We start from the raw sequence: 15,459 nt of genomic DNA on the forward strand, positions 1-15,459 counted from the left end.
GCTCCCTCAGGGGCAGCGGCCCGGCCGGTCCCGTCAGCGGCCGGCGGGCTCCCGCCACATCGGCCAGAACGGCGTGCCGTCGGGCACCCGGAAGGGCTCGCCGGCCCGGTAACCGTGCCGCGCGTACAGGTCCCGGCTGCGCGGGCTGCTCGCCTCCAGGTAGGCAGGCATCCCGTTGGCGTCCAACCAGGCGTGGTGGTGCCTCATCAACGCGGTGCCCAACCCGTGCCCCTGCCGTCCCGGCTGCACGGCCAGGAAGGCCATGTGGTGGTGGTCCGGATGCGGGTGGTTCGCCGCGAACAACTCGTCGAGATGCTGGAACCGGTCGGTCCACTCGCCGCACGCGGCGGCGAGCCGGGCGTCGTAGTCAGGCGGCGGCGGGGCCGGCTCACCGACCGACGGAAACCAGACCGCGACTCCGGCCCGGTCCGCGGTGGCGTGCACGAACCCGTGCCGCATCGCGTGGTCGACCAGGATCTCGAAGTCCCCGGCCAGCACGGCCTCGCGCTTGCTCGCGTCGGGCACCAGCCAGGAGGTCACCTCCAGGGCCGTGAACGCCTCGGCGATCCGGTTGGCGACCAGCGCCGTGTCCTGCGGCCCGAGCCGTTCGACGGCCACGCTCATCGGGACACCTCCGCACCAGCCGGCGTCGGCGTCGGCTGCTCCCCCGACCGCACGGCCGCCGCGGCGCTCGCCGCGCCGAGACCGATCCGGGCGTACGTGTCCGGACGGTTGGTGCGCAGCAGCAGCGCCCACGCGATGCCGAGCGCGGCCGCCACCGGGTAGACGGCGGGCAGCTCCCAGCGCAGGTTGGAGTCGGGTGCGACGCCGAGCAGGTTGGCGAAGTTCGACACGGCCAACCAGATGATCACGACGAGTGCGACGGTGGCCAGGCCGGGTGCGATGGCCCGGCGCCAGAGGGTCTCGCCGCCGTGGCGGACGAAGTAGGCGATCACCGCCACCGAGGTGGTGGCGATGAGCAGCAGGACGCCGAACCCGCCGGTGGTGCCGCCCCAGAAGAACAGCTGGACCACCGGGTCCCAGCCGTTGACGGTGTAGAGCAGGATGACCAGCAGGCCGAGGACGCTCTGTGCCAGCGACGCGGCCCGGGGCGAGCCGGTCCGCGGCGAGGTCTGCCCGAACACCGCCGGCAGCACCCGCTCCCGGCCCAGCGCGAAGGTGTAGCGGGCCGTGGTGTTGTGGAACGAGATCATCGCGGCGAGCACCGAGGTCAGGAAGAGCGCCTGCCCGATGGTGACCGCGGTGTCGCCGAGCTGGGCGGCGGCCAGGTTGAAGATCAGCCCGACGCTCTGCTCCCCGGCCTCAGCGACGATCTTGTCCGGCCCGACGGCGACGGTCATGGTCCAGGACGAGAGCGCGTACAGCCCGGCGATGATCGCCACCGAGAGGTACGTCGCCAGCGGCACCGTCCGCTTCGGGTCCTTGCTCTCCTCGCTGAACACCACCGCGGACTCGAAGCCGACGAACCCGAGGATGGCCAGCACCAGCACCGCGCCCACCCCCGGCACGAAGAGGTTGTCCGGCGACAGGGCGGCGAAGCTCACCTGACCGTCGGCCGGGTTGCCGAGCTGGCCCAGGTCGAAGACGAGGATGACCACGATCTCGGCGACCAGCAGCGCGGCGAGCACCAGGCCGTTGATGTCGACCCGCAGCAGGCCGAGCAGGCCGACCAGCGCCCACGCCACCAGGGCGACGATCGACCAGTGCGGGTGTCCGCCGAAGATCCGGTCGAGCACCGGCTCGGCCGCGACGCCGATGGTGCCGTAGAGCCCGACCTGGAGCGCGTTGTACGCGATCAGCGCCACCCAGGCGGCGCCGACGCCGGCCGGCCGGCCGAGGCCACGCGAGATGTAGGCGTAGAAGGCGCCGGCGTTCTCGACCTGGCGGGACATCGCCACGTAGCCGACCGAGAACAGGGCGAGCACTGCGGCGACCACCAGGAAGGCCAGCGGGATGCCGGTCACGCCGATGACGCCGTAGCCGGTGGTGACGACGCCGGCCACCACGGTCAGCGGCGCGGCTGCGGACAGGACGAAGAAGATGACCGAGGGGACGCCGAGGCGTCCCCTCGCGAGGGCTTCGGAGACATTGCTGGGTCGGTCGACTGTCGATGTCGATGGCATACGACTACTCCGGATGTCGAGGGGGAGGGGTTGGGGTTACCGGGGGAATCAGGGGATGCCGCGCAGCACGGCTGCGCCGACGGCGGCCTCGGTGTGCCCGACGAGCTCCTTCAGGGGCGCCGGTAGCGCGGGGATGAGGACGTTCAGCCGGTGGTGGGCGCGGGGGCCGGCGCTCCACAGCACCTCGCGGGTCAGCCCGGCGGCCACGACCAGGCCGAGCAGCAGCGCGTCCGGCACGCTCGGCGGGTCGGGGCGTTCCAGCAGCGCCCGCAGCCGGGTGGCCGGCCAGGCCACGGCGTTGAGGTCGATCGGCAGATAGCTGACCGAGGTACGGAGCAGCCGCCGGCTCTCGTGGCGGCGCAGTACGCCGGCCCGGGCGAGCCGCTCGCCCACCGAGGTCGTCGCGCTCTGCGCCAGAAAGCTGAGCCAGACGTTCACGGCCCGGTGCTGCGACTCACCGATCAACTGGTCGAGCACGGTGTGCGCCAGCGCGTCGGCGGGTGGGCGCCGGTCGATGACGGTGACCTGTCCACCCGAGACGGTGATGTGCCCGTAGAGGGTCAGCTCACCGAGGAGCCCGGCGGCCAGGCCGAGGCCGGTCGCCGCCGGGTGGAGCTTGGCCTTGCCGCGGGTGTCGTTGTGGGCGATGAGAAAGAACTCGTCGGCGATGAGCAAACGGTCCTCCCGCTCGGCTGTGTCCACAGTGTTCGCGCCCGGAAAAGGATGCACCGACGGCTACTGCAACGCAACTCCCAGATTTGAAAGTTGCACTCCGTGCAGGCGCGACCTGCGGATCTTGTCGTGACAGACTCGGACGGTGACCGCCGCCTCCACCATCCGGCCCGCCGCCAGCCCCACCGTGCGCCGTCGGCGCATCGCACGCGAGCTCCGCCAGCTCCGGGAACGGGCGGGCATGACCCTCGACGTGGCCGCCCGCCAGCTCGACATGTCCAAGAGCAACCTGTCCCGGATCGAGACCGCGCAGATCGGCATCAAGCCCCGCGACGTGCGGGCGGCGCTCGCCCTGTACCAGGTCACCGGCGCGGACGCCGAGGCGCTGATCGAGATCGCCCGGGGCGCGCAGCAGCGCGGCTGGTGGCAGAACTACAGCGACGTGTTGCCGGAGTGGTTCGAGTTCTACGTCGGACTGGAGGCGGAGGCGGCGGCGCTGCGCACGTACGAGGCCGAGTCGGTGCCCGGACTGCTGCAGACCGAGGCGTACGCCCGGGCGATCTTCCGCCGCACGGCCGGCGAGGACGGCGTGGAGCGCAAGGTCGCGGCCCGGCTGCGCCGCCAGGAGGTGCTGCGCCGCGAGGACCCCGTCGGGTTGTCGGTGGTGCTCAACGAGGCCGTGCTGTTGCGCCCGGTCGGCGGCCCCGCCGTGATGGCCGAGCAACTGGCCCACATGAGCAACATCGCCCAGTTACCCAACGTGACAATTCAGGTACTGCCGTTCGCGGCCGGCGAGCATCCGGCGATGACCACCCCGTACGTGATCCTCAACTTCGCCGACGCCGCCGACGCGTCAGTGGTTTACCTGGATAACCTTACGATGGGCCTGGCTCTGGAGGATGCCGATCATGTGCTCGGGTATAGCCTTCTGCACGAGGAGCTGTGCCGGATGGCACTCGATCCGGGGGCGTCGCTGACCCACCTCAAGGAGGCTTCTCGTAACTTTGCGTGACCGCGTCTGCGGCACGCCGACGCAGACGAGAGGTACCACGGATGACGGCGCTCGACCTGACCCGGGCGGACTGGCGCACCAGCACGCGCAGCAGTGGCAACGGCAACTGCGTGGAGGTCGCGACAGTCGACGGTCGGGTCGCCGTCCGGGACAGCAAGGATCGCTCCGGCCCGGTGCTCGCGTTCGGCTCGGCCGCCTGGCGTTCGTTCCTGCACGGTCTTCCCGAGGTCCGTCGCGGCTGAGTCCCCCGCACCGGTGCGAGACTGGGCCGTGCTCTCCGACGTAACCCTGGACCTGCCGGTCCGTCCGGCGTTGCCGGCGCTGCTGACCGCGCTCGACGCGGCCGGCGCCGCGGTCCTGGTGGCCCCGCCGGGCACCGGCAAGACCACTCTCGCGCCGTTGGCGGTGGCCGACCGGGTCGACGGCCGGGTGGTGATCGCCCAACCCCGGCGGGTGGCGGCACGCGCCGCGGCCCGGCGGATGGCCGAGCTGCTCGGCGAGCGCGTCGGCGACCGGGTCGGCTACGCCGTACGCGGTGAGCGCCGGGTCGGCCCGGCCACCCGGATCGAGGTGGTCACCACCGGCCTGCTGGTCCGCCGGCTGCACCACGACCCGGAGCTGCCCGGCACCGGTGCGGTGCTGCTCGACGAGTGCCACGAGCGGCAGCTCGACGCCGACCTCGCACTCGCGTTCACGGTGGAGGCCCGGGCCACCCTCCGACCGGACCTGTGGCTGCTCGCGATGTCCGCCACGCCGGACACCGACCGGTTCGCCGCGCTGCTCGGCGGGACCGCCGCCGCCCCGGTGGTCCGGGCCGAGTCGGCGCTGCACCCGGTACGGCGGATCTGGGCGCCGCCGCCGCGGCCGGTCGCGCCGCCGGGGGCCGGGCCGGTGGACCGCGCCCTGCTCGACCACGTGGCCGCCACCGTCCGTCGGGCGCTACGCGAGCACGACGGCGACGTGCTGGTCTTCCTGCCCGGGGCCGGTGAGATCGCCGCGGTCGCCGGACGGCTCGGCGACCTGCGGGACACCGTCGACCTGCTGCCGTTGCACGGCCGCCAGCGCGCCGCCGAGCAGGACGCGGCCCTGCGGCCCGGCGTCCCCGACGGCCGGCGTCGCGTGGTGCTGTCCACCGCGCTGGCCGAGACGAGCCTCACCGTGCCGGGCGTGCGGGTGGTGGTGGACGCCGGACTCTCCCGGGTGCCCCGCATCGATCTGGCCCGTGGACTGGGCGCGCTGATCACCGTGCCGGTCTCCCGGGCCGCCGCCACCCAGCGGGCCGGCCGGGCCGGCCGGGAGGCCCCGGGGTACGTCTACCGCTGCTGGTCCGAGGCGACCCACGAGCGGCTGCCCGCCCGGCCGGAGCCGGAGATCGCCACCGCCGACCTGACCGGGTTCGCGTTGGAGCTGGCCGCCTGGGGGCGCCCCGACGGCGTCGGGCTGGCGCTGCCCGATCCGCCGCCGGCCGCGGCGATGGCGGTGGCCCGGGACACCCTCGAGACGCTGGGCGCGGTCGACGGGACGGGCCGGATCACCGGGCGGGGCCGGGTGATCGCCTCCGCCGGGGCGCACCCGCGGCTGGCCCGTGCGCTGCTCGACGGCGCCGGTCGGGTCGGCGCGGACCGCGCCGCCGAGGTGGTGGCCCTGCTCGCCGAGGAGAGCGCGGCCGGCCCGGGCGACGACCTGGTGGCCGGCTGGCGTCGGCTGCGCGCCGGGACCGACGCGGGCGCCACGGCCCGCTGGCGCACCGAGGTACGCCGGTTACGCGCCGCGCTGCCCGCCGGTGGGCGGGCAGCCTCGGGCGGACTCACCGACGATCTCGCCGCCGGGCTGCTGGTCGGTCTCGCGTACCCCGAGCGGCTGGCCCGGGTGCGGCGGCCGGGCGGGTCCGCGTACCTCATGACGGGTGGGACCGCCGCGGAGCTGGCGGTCGGATCGGGGCTGGCCGGGTCCGACTGGCTCGCGGTGGCCGTCGCCGACCGCCGCCCCGGCGCGCCGTCGGCGCGGATCCGTCGGGCCACCCCCCTGGACGAGGCGACCGCCCGAGAGGCGGCCGGCCCGCTGCTGTCCACGCGCCGCGAGGTGGGCTGGTCCGACGGGGACGTGGTGGCCCGGGAGGTGACCCGGCTGGGCGCGATCGAGCTGGTGGCGCGGCGGCTGGACCGCCCGGACCGGGCGGAGGTGGCGGCGGCGCTGCTGTCCGGCCTGCGCCAGGAGGGGCTGGGGCTGCTGCCGTGGACGCCGGCGGCACGGGGGCTGCGCGAGCGGATGGCGTTCTGCCGGCACCACCTCGGCGACGAGTGGCCCGACGTCAGCGACGAGGCGCTGCTCGCGACCGCCCCGACGTGGCTGGGGCCGGAACTGGCCGCTGCCCGGCGACGCTCCGACCTGAGCCGGGTGGACGTGACCTCGGCGCTGCGCCGGCTGTTGCCGTGGGCCCAGGCCGCGCGCCTCGACGAGCTGGCGCCGGAACGCATCGAGGTGCCCAGCGGCTCGCGGATACGGGTCGACTACGCCGATCCGGCGGCGCCGGTGCTGGCGGTCAAGCTTCAGGAGACGTTCGGCTGGCCGGCGGCCCCGCGCGTCGGAGGCGGCCGGGTGCCGGTGCTGCTGCACCTGCTCTCCCCCGCCGGCCGCCCGGTGGCGGTCACCGCGGATCTCGCGTCGTTCTGGCGTACCGGCTATCCGCAGGTCCGCTCGGAGCTGCGCGGCCGCTATCCCCGACATCCGTGGCCGGAGGACCCGGGCACGGCGACGCCAACCCGGCGTGCCGCGCCGCGTCGGCGCTGAGGAGGGGCTACTCCTCGACGACGTCGGCCACCACCACTGTGACGTTGTCCGGCCCGCCCGCGTGCAGCGCCAGGTCGATCAGCTTGCCGGCGCAGGCGGACCGGTCCGGGTAGCCGGTGAGCACCTCGACCAGGGTGTCCGGGCGGACGACGTTGGAGAGGCCGTCGCTGCACAGCAGCCACCGGTCGCCGGCCCGGGGCACCATCGTCGCGTACGACGGGGAGACGTCCTCACCCTGCAACGCCTGGGTGACGACCGCCCGGCGCGGGTGGCTGCTCGCCTGGTCCGCGGTGATCACGCCCTGGTCGACGAGCATCTGGACGAAGGTGTCGTCGCGGGTGACCTGCTTGAGCACACCCTCGCGGAACAGGTAGGCCCGCGAGTCACCCACGTGGGCGAGGGCCAGGCAGCTGCCGGTACGCGCGAAGAGCAGGGCGGTCAGCGTGGTGCCCATGCCCTGGCGCTCGGGGTCGTCGGCGACCGCCTGCCGGATGCGGGCGGTGGCCAGCGCGATGCCGTCCTGCAGGGCGGCCACCAGAGCGTCCTCGGGTGTCTCCACGTCCAGCGGAGCGACCGCGTCGATGGTGAGCGAGCTGGCCAGGTCACCGGCGGCCATTCCGCCCATGCCGTCGGCGACGGCGACGAGCCAGGTGCCGGCGTGCAGGGCGTCCTGGTTTCCGCTGCGGATCAGCCCACGGTCGCTCGTTCCCACGGAACGCAGCTTCAGGGTCATGGGAGGCAGCCTGCCAGGCGAAGGGCGCAGTTGTCTCTAGGAGATCAGGACGACGGGGCGTGGCGCGGCCAATCTCACGCTGCCCAGCCGACGCGACGACAGTGCGCGGCCGGACCGGCCGCCCTCGTCGCGCGCCAGAACCCATCCAGTCGGATCAATTGACAGGGCGATCCGCCGCTGGAAACATCGAGCCGATACTTGGGAGCGCTCCCAGGTTTTCGACACCACCGCACCACCATCACCGTTCCTCTTCCCGTCCCGGAAGGACTCCCCGTGACGCCATCCCGACGCCGCCTCCTCCTGGCCGCGGCGACCACCCTGGCCCTCACCGGCGCGGGCGCCGGCGCGGCCCACGCCGACCCTCCACCGGACGCCCCCGAGCAGATCGACAACGGCGACTTCAGCGCCGGCGTGAGCCCCTGGTTCTCCTTCGGCACCGGCGCGCTCGCGGTCACCGACGGCCGGCTCTGCACCACGGTCCCCGGCGGGCTGGCCAACCCCTGGGACGCCGGCATCGGCCAGGACGGGGTGCCGCTGATCGCGGGCGCCGAATACACCCTCGGCTTCGCCGTCTCCGCCACCCCCGGCGCGGCGGTCAAGGCCGTGCTGCAGCTCGGCAGCGCCCCGTACACGACGTACGCCGCTGTGGACGCCACCGCGACCGGCACCGCCCAGCGGGTCGAGAAGACCTTCACCGTGCCGGACGACAACCCGAACGCCCAACTGATCTTCCAGGTCGGCGGCAGCGCCGCGACGCAGACCATCTGCCTGGACGACGTCTCGCTGCGCGGCGGCGAGCCGCCTGAGCCGTACGAGCCGGACACCGGGCCACGGGTGCGCGTCAACCAGGTCGGCTACCTGCCCGGCGGCCCGAAGAACGCCACAGTGGTCACCGAGGCCACCGGGCCGCTGCCCTGGCAGTTGCGCTCGGCCGCCGGCGCCGTCCTGGCCAGCGGCACGACCACCACGCGCGGCGTGGACGCCGCCTCCGGGCAGAACGTGCAGACCGTCGACTTCTCCAGCTACCGCACGCCGGGCAGCGGGCTGACCCTGACCGTCGACGGCGAGACCAGCCACCCGTTCGACATCTCCGGCACCCTCTACGACCGGCTGCGCGCCGACTCGTTGCAGTTCTTCTACGCCCAGCGCAGCGGCATCGCCATCGACGGTGACCTGATCGGCGACGAGTACGCCCGCCCCGCCGGCCACCTCGGCGTGGCCCCCAACCGGGGCGACACCACCGTGCCCTGCCAGCCCGGCGTCTGCGACTACTCCCTCGACGTGCGCGGCGGCTGGTACGACGCCGGCGACCACGGCAAGTACGTGGTCAACGGCGGCATCGCCACCTACCAGCTGCTCAACACGTTCGAGCGGACCAAGACGGCGGCCACCGCCGACGGCGGCGCGAGGCTGGCCGACGGCTCGCTGCGGGTGCCCGAGCGCGGCAACGGCGTGCCGGACATCCTCGACGAGGCCCGCTGGGAGCTGGAGTTCCTGCTGCGCATGCAGGTGCCGGCCGGCAAGCCCCTCGCCGGCATGGTCCACCACAAGATCCACGACCAGAACTGGACCGGGCTGCCGCTCGCCCCGCAGGACGACCCGCAGCCACGTGAGCTGCACCCGCCGTCGACCGCGGCCACCCTCAACCTGGCCGCCACCGCCGCCCAGTGCGCACGGCTGTTCGCCCCCTACGACGCGGCGTTCGCCCGCCGCTGCGCCACTGCCGCGAAGACGGCCTACGCCGCCGCCAAGGCCCATCCCGCGGTGTACGCCAGCCCCAACGACGGCACCGGCGGCGGCGCGTACGACGACAGCAACGTCACCGACGAGTTCTACTGGGCGGCGGTCGAGCTGTACCTCAGCACCGGGGAGCAGACCTACCTGACCGACCTGAGCGCCTCGCCGCACCACACCGGCGACGTGTTCGACCCGCGGGGCTTCGGCTGGCAGAGCGTCGCGGCGCTCGGCCGCCTCGACCTGGCCACCGTGCCGAGCGGGCTGCCGGCCGCCGAGCTGACCCGGGTCCGCGCCTCGGTCACCGGCGCCGCCGACGCGTACCTGGCCGAGCTGCGCCGGCAGGCGTACGGGCTGCCGATGCCCGGTGACGCCAACAGCTACTTCTGGGGCGGCAACAGCAGCATCATCAACAACGCCATCGTCCTGGCCACCGCCTTCGACCTGACCCGCAACGCCACCTACCGCGACGGTGCCGTCCAGGCGATGGACTACATCCTCGGCCGCAACGCCCTGAACATCTCGTACGTCACCGGCTGGGGCGAACACAACGCGCAGAACCAGCACAGCCGGATCTTCGGCCACCAGCTCAACCCCGGCCTGCCCCGCCCGCCCGACGGCTCCCTCGCCGGTGGCGCGAACGCGGCCCTGCAGGATCCGTTCGCGGCGCAGTTGCTCGCCGGCTGCAAGCCGATGTTCTGCTACGTCGACGACATCAACTCGTACTCGACCAACGAGGTCGCGATCAACTGGAACTCGGCGTTGGCCTGGATCTCCTCGTTCCTGGCCGACCAGGGCGAGGCCGGCGCGGTGCCGGCCAGCACCTGCTCGGTGAGCTACGTCAACTACGGCGCCTGGCAGGGCGGCACCGGCTTCACGGCGCAGTTGACCGTGCGCAACACCGGCGCCACCACCGTCAACGGCTGGGCCGTGCGGTTCGCGTTCACCGGTGACCAGCGCGTCCGGGAGGCATGGCTGGCGAAGGTCACCCAGGCCGGCGCCACGGTGACGGCACGCAACGAGTCGTACAACGCCAAGATCGCGCCCGGCGGCACGGTGACGTTCGGCTTCAACGCCACCACCAACGGCGGTGCCAACCCCAGGCCGGGTCTGGTCACCGTCAACGGAAACCCCTGCTCGCTGTCCTGAGCAGGCACGGCTGGTGGCCGCCCTCCCCCGGGCGGCCACCAGCACGGCTGCACCTGCGTACCTACCATCACGAGCATGGATGGACGAACGTGGCTCCTGGCCGGGGCGGCGGCAGCGCTACTGCTGGCCGTCCTGCCGTTTTTCGCACTGCGGCGCCGTCGCCGGAACCAGGCCGACGGGCCCGAGGAGACGATGCGCCGAGCCCGCCAGGCGATCCGGACCAGCGGACACGAGCAGCGCCGCCAGCGCCGTGGCAGTCTGCGCGGCAAGGGGTACGGCGGGGACGACAACCGGGCCTACGACAGCGGCGTGGCCAGCGACTCCGGCGGCATGCCCTGAGGCCCGCTTCCATTGTCGATCTGACGGCCGGCGGCAATCGGGACAGCAGAGCGGCCCGCACCCGGCAACCAGCCTGAGCCGTATGAGACGACCGCCGATGTAGGCAGCATCAAAGTTGTCGTACACCTGTTCTATTCTCGGTCCATGGTGGAGGAGTTGACGCAGGCTGAGGCGGCGGTCGCGGCGTGCGTCGACGCGCCGGCCTGGGCACTCACCGAGCCCGACCTCGTCGCGGCACTCGACACCGCGCACCGGCTTGAGCAGCGCCTGGCGGCCGTGCAGCTGGCCCTCGTGCGTGAGCTGGACGGCCGCGGCACGGCCCAGGCGCAGGGCGCGTCCTCGACGGCCGTCTGGTTGCGTGAGCGGCTACGACTCACGGTCTCCGCCGCCCGCCGCCTGGTCGACCTCGCCAGCGCGCTGGACACCGGAGCGCCGGGGGTGCGCGCCGCTCTGGCCGGCGGCGACATCACAGTGGAGCAGGCCCGCGTCATCGGCGACACGGTCAGCACGGTGCACATGGCCGCCGGCGCCGAGGCCGCCGACAAGGCGGTCGGCGTGCTGGTCGGGTGGGCCGGGCAGTTCGAGCCGACTCTCCTGCGCAAGCTGGGCACCCGGATCCTCGACCATGTCGCACCGGAGGTCGCCGAAGCCGCTGCCCGGGCCGCGTTGGAGGCCGAGGCCCGCCGCTCCGACCGGGACCGTCACGTCACCCTGTCCGAGCTGTCGGACGGCCGCCTGCGGCTGAGCGGCACCCTGGACGCCGAGGCCGGCGGCCTGCTCCGCGCCGCGATCGACCCGCTGACCGCGCCGTCCGGCCCGGACGACGCGCGCAGTCCCGGGCAACGCCGCCACGACGCCCTCGCCGACCTCTGCCGCCTCACCCTGCGCACCGGCGAGCTACCCGAGCACGGCGGCGAGCCCGCGCAGATCGTCGTCACCACCAGCTTCGACACGCTTGCCCGGCAGCTCGACGCCGGCACCCTCGACACCGGCCCCCGCCTCACCCCGGAGACGGTCCGCCGCCTCGCCTGCGACGCCGCCATCCTCCCCGCCGTCCTCGGCAGCGCCGGCCAACCACTCGACGTCGGCCGACAACGCCGCCTCATCACCGGCCCACTCCGCCGCGCCCTCGTCCTGCGCGACCGCGGCTGCGCCTTCCCCGGCTGCGACCGCCCACCCCGCTGGTGCGACGCCCACCACATCCACCACTGGGCCGACGGCGGCGACACCAGCCTGGCCAACGCGGTGCTCCTCTGCGGCCACCACCACCGACACCTCCACCACGGCGAGTGGACCGTCCGGTTGGGCCTCGACGGCCACCCCGAATTCGTCCCGCCGGCCTGGCTCGACCCGGACCAACTCCCCCGCCGCAACCACTACCACCGGCGGACGTGACCGCGGCCCAGCCCACCAGCTGTGACGAGCGGGGCCCTCGGATCCACACCATCGTGGCGGGGCGGTGTGACCGGCCTCGCGTCTTTCGGGACCGCCAACTCCGCCCGGCCTGCCTAGCGTCGCCACCATGACGGTCAACGGCGACACGTTCGAACGGGCCACCGGAAACAACCGGGCCACGCGCCGCGCCCAGGCCACCGACGGCGACCCAGCCACCCACAGCGACCGGGTCATCGACTCCGCCTCGGCCATGGTCATCTCACGCTGATGCGGGGTGTGTCGCCGCTGCCGCCGGCCGGGCGGCTGCGCACCCTCTCCCTCGCCACGTTGGCGAACACCGTCGGTTCGGGACTGTGGCTGACCGGCGCGGCCATCTATCTCACCCGGGACGTGGGGCTGTCCGCCGCCCAGGTGGGCGTCGGGCTCAGCGTCGCCGGGCTGGTCGGGTTGACCGCCAGCGTGCCGCTCGGCAGTCTGGCCGACCGGCGCGACCCGCGTACGCTGCGGGCCGTCCTCCAGGTGCTCCAGGCGGTGGTCGCGGCAACGTACCTGCTGGTCGGCTCGTTTCCGGTGTTCCTGGTCGTGGCGGTGCTCGACCTGCTGCTGACCTCGGGCAACCTCGCGGTCCGCGCCGCGCTGATCGCCGCCGTCGCCGGCCCGCAGGGTCGGGTGCACGCCTTCGCCACGCTACGGGCGGTGGCGAACCTGGGCATCGCGGTCGGGGCGGGTCTGGCCGGGTTCGCGCTGGCCGCCGACACGCACCTGGCGTACCAGATCCTGGTGGCCGGCAACGCGGCCACCTATCTCGTGTCGGCGGCGCTGCTGTTGCGGCTGCCGGCCTGTCCCCCAACCGCGCAGCCCACAACCGCGCCGGCCCCAACCGCACAGCCCACGACCGCGCAGCGCCCGACCGTGCCAGCCCCGGCTGCGCAGCCCACGACCGTGCCGGCCCCGACGGTCACTGCCCGCCGTGGACGGCCGCTGCGTGACGGCCGTTTCCTCGCGGTCAGTGGCGCGTCGGCGGTGCTCGCCCTGCATCAGACGGTCCTCACGCTGGTGGTGCCGCTCTGGGCGGTGACCGTGGTCGGAGCGCCCCCGCCGGTCGTGTCGGCGGTGCTGCTGACCAACACGGTGCTCACCGTCCTGCTGGCGGTACCTCTGAGCCGGGGCGCGGACACCGCCGCTGCGGCGGCGCGGACGATGCGCCGGGCCGGCCTGGTGCTGGCCGCCACGATGCTGCTGTACGCGGCCACCGCCCGCCTGCCCACCGCCGCGGCTGTCGCACTGCTGCTGGTCGCCACCGTCGTCTACACCGCCGGTGACCTGTGGCACAGCGCTGGCGGAACGGGACTCGCCTACGACCTCGCCCCGCCGGACGCGGTCGGCGCCTACCAGGGAGCGGACGGCATGCTGGCCGGTCTGGCCCGCGCCGCCGGCCCGGCCCTGTTGACGCTCGTGGTGCTCGACGGCGGGACGCCCGGTTGGCTGGCCGTCGGCGCGCTCTTCGCCGTGGTGGGCCTGGCCAGCCCCGCGCTCACCCGGTGGGCCCTGGCCGGCCGCCCCGCGACGCCGCGCCGGACCGGCGGCCGGTGAGCGGTGGCCGAGCGCCAGGCCGGCCAGCGCTGTCCGGGACCGGTCAGCCGATCTCCTCGTCGACGAAGCACCAGCGCCAGGCCTCGCCGGGCTGCGCCGAGCGGATCACCGGGTGGCCGGTGGACGCGAAGTGCTTGCTCGCGTGCTGGTTCGGCGACGAGTCGCAGCAGCCGACCTGGCCGCAGCTCAGGCACGTACGCAGGTGCACCCAGTAGGTGTCGCCGATGGCGACGCAGTCGGCGCACTCGTCGGGGGTGCGCGGCTCGGCGGTGCCGGCCTCGGTCAGGTGCTGACAGCTCACTGCTCGACCTCCTGCCGCAGCAACGACTCTTCCAGGTCCAGGTCACGATAGGCCCGCACCAGCACCTCCTCAGGAATTCGACCGGCGTCCCGGGCGGCCCGGAACACGTCCCGCTCGGCGTCGATCATCTCTTGTCGCAGCCGACCGTACGCCTGCGACGGGGTCTCCCGCTCGTCGCCGCCGAGCCGTTCCCAGGCCATGTTGGTGCGGTCCTCCTGCACCCGGCGCAGCCGGTCCACCACGGACCCCGGTGCGCTCTCGGCCAACTCCTCCAACCGGTCCCGTGCGGCCCTGCTGGCCTGCTGCTGCACTCCGGCGGCCGACAACGCGTCCTGCACCGGGTCGTCCTGGGGCAGCTTCAACCGCCGGGCGACCAGCGGCAGCGTGGCGCCCTGACCGACCAGGGTGACCACGATCACCGCGAAGGCCAGCCAGATGAACAGGGCCCGGGGGTACGGCTCGTCGTCGGCCAGGGTCAGCGGGAGGGCCAGGGCGGCAGCGAGCGTCACCACGCCCCGCATTCCGGCCCAGCCGATGATGATCGGGAACTTCGGTGACGGGGCCGGATCCCGACGGCGGATCCGGGGAACCAACCGGGCCAGGTAGGTGGCCGGGAAGAGCCACACGAACCGGGTCAGGAAGACGGTGGCGAGCACCGCGAAGGTGATCAGGATGAGCGAGCCGGTCGGCTCGTCGAGCTCGCGCAGCACCTCCCGCAGTTGCAGCCCGACCAGCAGGAAGACCAGTCCCTCCAGCAGGAACCGGACCAGCCGCCAGAACGCGCCGACCTGCAACCGGGACGCCGCCGACAGCAGTTGCGGCAGCTTGTGCCCGAGCACCAGACCGGTGACGACCACCGCGACCACACCGGAGGCGTGCAGGTGCTCGGCGGTGAACACCACCGCGAACGGGATGATCAACGACAGTGCGTTGTCCAGCAGCGGGTCGCTGATCCGCCGGTGCAGGAAGCCGAACACCAGCGCCCCGAGCGCCCCGATCAGGATGCCGCCGCCGGTGGACCGCAGCACCTCGAGGGCGATCTTGTCGGTGCCGACGGCCGTGCCGATGGAGGCCATGGTCGCGACCCGCAGCAGCACCAGCGCGGTGGCATCGTTGACCAGGCTCTCCCCCTCCAGGATCGTGACCACCCGGCGGGGCAGCCCGACGCGGCGGGCGACGGCCGTGGCGGCCACGGCGTCCGGCGGGGCGACCACCGCGCCGAGGGCAAGGCAGATCGCGAACGGGACCTGCGGCAGCAGCAGGTGCAGCACGACGCCCACCGCGAACGCGGTGAACAGCACCAGGCCCACGGCGAGCAGCAGGATCGGCCGGATGTTGTTCTTGAACGCCGGCACCGACGTCTCCAACGCCGCGACGTACAGCAGCGGCGGCAGGATGCCGATCAGCACCAGCTCCGGGTCGAGCCGGATCTGCGGGAAGCCCGGCACGAACGAAAGCGCCAGGCCGAGTACGACCAGCACGATCGGCGCGAGCAGGCCGAGCCGGCGGGCCAGCGCCGCGCCCAGGGTGGCGATCGCCAGGAAGACGACGACCGGAAACAGGCTTTCCATGGGGTACGAGCCTAGGGGTCGGTCGG

General features: G+C 73.7%; 14 protein-coding genes. 8 read left to right on the top strand and 6 right to left on the bottom strand.

What is annotated here, in order from left to right:
• Positions 1-33: 33 nt before the first annotated feature.
• Genes ABZU46_RS15990 through ABZU46_RS16000 form a run of 3 tightly spaced genes read right to left on the bottom strand, consistent with a single transcriptional unit; the run spans position 34 to position 2,819 of the window.
• Positions 34-624 (bottom strand): GNAT family N-acetyltransferase, encoded by a 591-nt coding sequence (locus ABZU46_RS15990; protein WP_354858269.1) that lies wholly within the window; start codon positions 622-624, stop codon positions 34-36.
• The gene (locus ABZU46_RS15995; protein WP_354858271.1) at positions 621-2,144 is read right to left on the bottom strand and encodes an APC family permease; all 1,524 of its coding nucleotides are present in this window, start codon (positions 2,142-2,144) and stop codon (positions 621-623) included. The genes ABZU46_RS15990 and ABZU46_RS15995 overlap by 4 nt, the downstream gene beginning before the upstream one ends.
• 48 nt (positions 2,145-2,192) lie before the next feature.
• A complete protein-coding gene (locus ABZU46_RS16000) occupies positions 2,193-2,819 on the bottom strand; it encodes a GPP34 family phosphoprotein (protein ID WP_354858351.1) in 627 nt (208 codons plus the stop codon).
• A 184-nt stretch (positions 2,820-3,003) separates the two neighbouring features.
• Here ABZU46_RS16000 and ABZU46_RS16005 point away from each other — a divergent pair, with 184 nt between their 5' ends.
• From ABZU46_RS16005 to hrpB, 3 genes are read left to right on the top strand one after another with little or no spacing between them, the layout of a single operon-like run.
• The gene (locus tag ABZU46_RS16005) at positions 3,004-3,828 is read left to right on the top strand and encodes a helix-turn-helix transcriptional regulator (RefSeq protein ID WP_354858353.1); all 825 of its coding nucleotides are present in this window, start codon (positions 3,004-3,006) and stop codon (positions 3,826-3,828) included.
• 41 nt (positions 3,829-3,869) lie between these two features.
• Positions 3,870-4,070: a DUF397 domain-containing protein gene (locus tag ABZU46_RS16010; protein ID WP_354858273.1), complete on the top strand. Its 201-nt coding sequence runs from the start codon at positions 3,870-3,872 to the stop codon at positions 4,068-4,070.
• Between the two features lie 28 nt (positions 4,071-4,098).
• The gene (gene hrpB / locus ABZU46_RS16015; protein WP_354858355.1) at positions 4,099-6,618 is read left to right on the top strand and encodes an ATP-dependent helicase HrpB; all 2,520 of its coding nucleotides are present in this window, start codon (positions 4,099-4,101) and stop codon (positions 6,616-6,618) included.
• Positions 6,619-6,625: 7 nt separating this feature from the next.
• Here the strand turns inward: hrpB and ABZU46_RS16020 are convergent, their stop codons facing one another.
• Positions 6,626-7,351, bottom strand: a complete 726-nt coding sequence (locus tag ABZU46_RS16020) for a protein phosphatase 2C domain-containing protein (RefSeq protein ID WP_354858276.1) — start codon at positions 7,349-7,351, stop codon at positions 6,626-6,628.
• A gap of 273 nt (positions 7,352-7,624) precedes the next feature.
• Here ABZU46_RS16020 and ABZU46_RS16025 point away from each other — a divergent pair, with 273 nt between their 5' ends.
• The 5 genes from ABZU46_RS16025 to ABZU46_RS16045 all read left to right on the top strand — a co-directional run bounded on the left by ABZU46_RS16025 (position 7,625) and on the right by ABZU46_RS16045 (position 13,561).
• Entirely contained in the window at positions 7,625-10,234 is a 2,610-nt protein-coding gene (locus ABZU46_RS16025; RefSeq protein ID WP_354858278.1) for a glycoside hydrolase family 9 protein, read from the top strand.
• Positions 10,235-10,309: 75 nt separating this feature from the next.
• The gene (locus ABZU46_RS16030; RefSeq protein WP_354858280.1) at positions 10,310-10,573 is read left to right on the top strand and encodes a hypothetical protein; all 264 of its coding nucleotides are present in this window, start codon (positions 10,310-10,312) and stop codon (positions 10,571-10,573) included.
• Positions 10,574-10,717: 144 nt separating this feature from the next.
• Positions 10,718-11,968, top strand: a complete 1,251-nt coding sequence (locus ABZU46_RS16035) for a DUF222 domain-containing protein (RefSeq protein WP_354858282.1) — start codon at positions 10,718-10,720, stop codon at positions 11,966-11,968.
• Between the two features lie 127 nt (positions 11,969-12,095).
• Positions 12,096-12,236, top strand: coding sequence for a hypothetical protein (locus ABZU46_RS16040; RefSeq protein WP_354858284.1), 141 nt, complete (start codon positions 12,096-12,098; stop codon positions 12,234-12,236).
• Positions 12,236-13,561, top strand: coding sequence for an MFS transporter (locus tag ABZU46_RS16045; protein ID WP_354858286.1), 1,326 nt, complete (start codon positions 12,236-12,238; stop codon positions 13,559-13,561). Before ABZU46_RS16040 ends, ABZU46_RS16045 begins: the two co-directional genes overlap by 1 nt.
• 43 nt (positions 13,562-13,604) lie before the next feature.
• On the opposite strand, the gene ABZU46_RS16050 is transcribed toward ABZU46_RS16045, so the two are convergent.
• Together ABZU46_RS16050 and ABZU46_RS16055 are read right to left on the bottom strand one after the other, a co-directional pair.
• The gene (locus ABZU46_RS16050; RefSeq protein ID WP_354858289.1) at positions 13,605-13,862 is read right to left on the bottom strand and encodes a UBP-type zinc finger domain-containing protein; all 258 of its coding nucleotides are present in this window, start codon (positions 13,860-13,862) and stop codon (positions 13,605-13,607) included.
• Positions 13,859-15,433 carry a Na+/H+ antiporter gene (locus ABZU46_RS16055; RefSeq protein ID WP_354858291.1) on the bottom strand — a complete coding sequence of 525 codons (1,575 nt, stop codon included), beginning with the start codon at positions 15,431-15,433 and terminating at the stop codon, positions 13,859-13,861. The genes ABZU46_RS16050 and ABZU46_RS16055 overlap by 4 nt, the downstream gene beginning before the upstream one ends.
• Between the last annotated feature and the right edge of the window lie 26 nt (positions 15,434-15,459).

Source organism: Micromonospora sp. NPDC005197, assembly GCF_040608295.1.
GTDB lineage: Bacteria > Actinomycetota > Actinomycetes > Mycobacteriales > Micromonosporaceae > Micromonospora.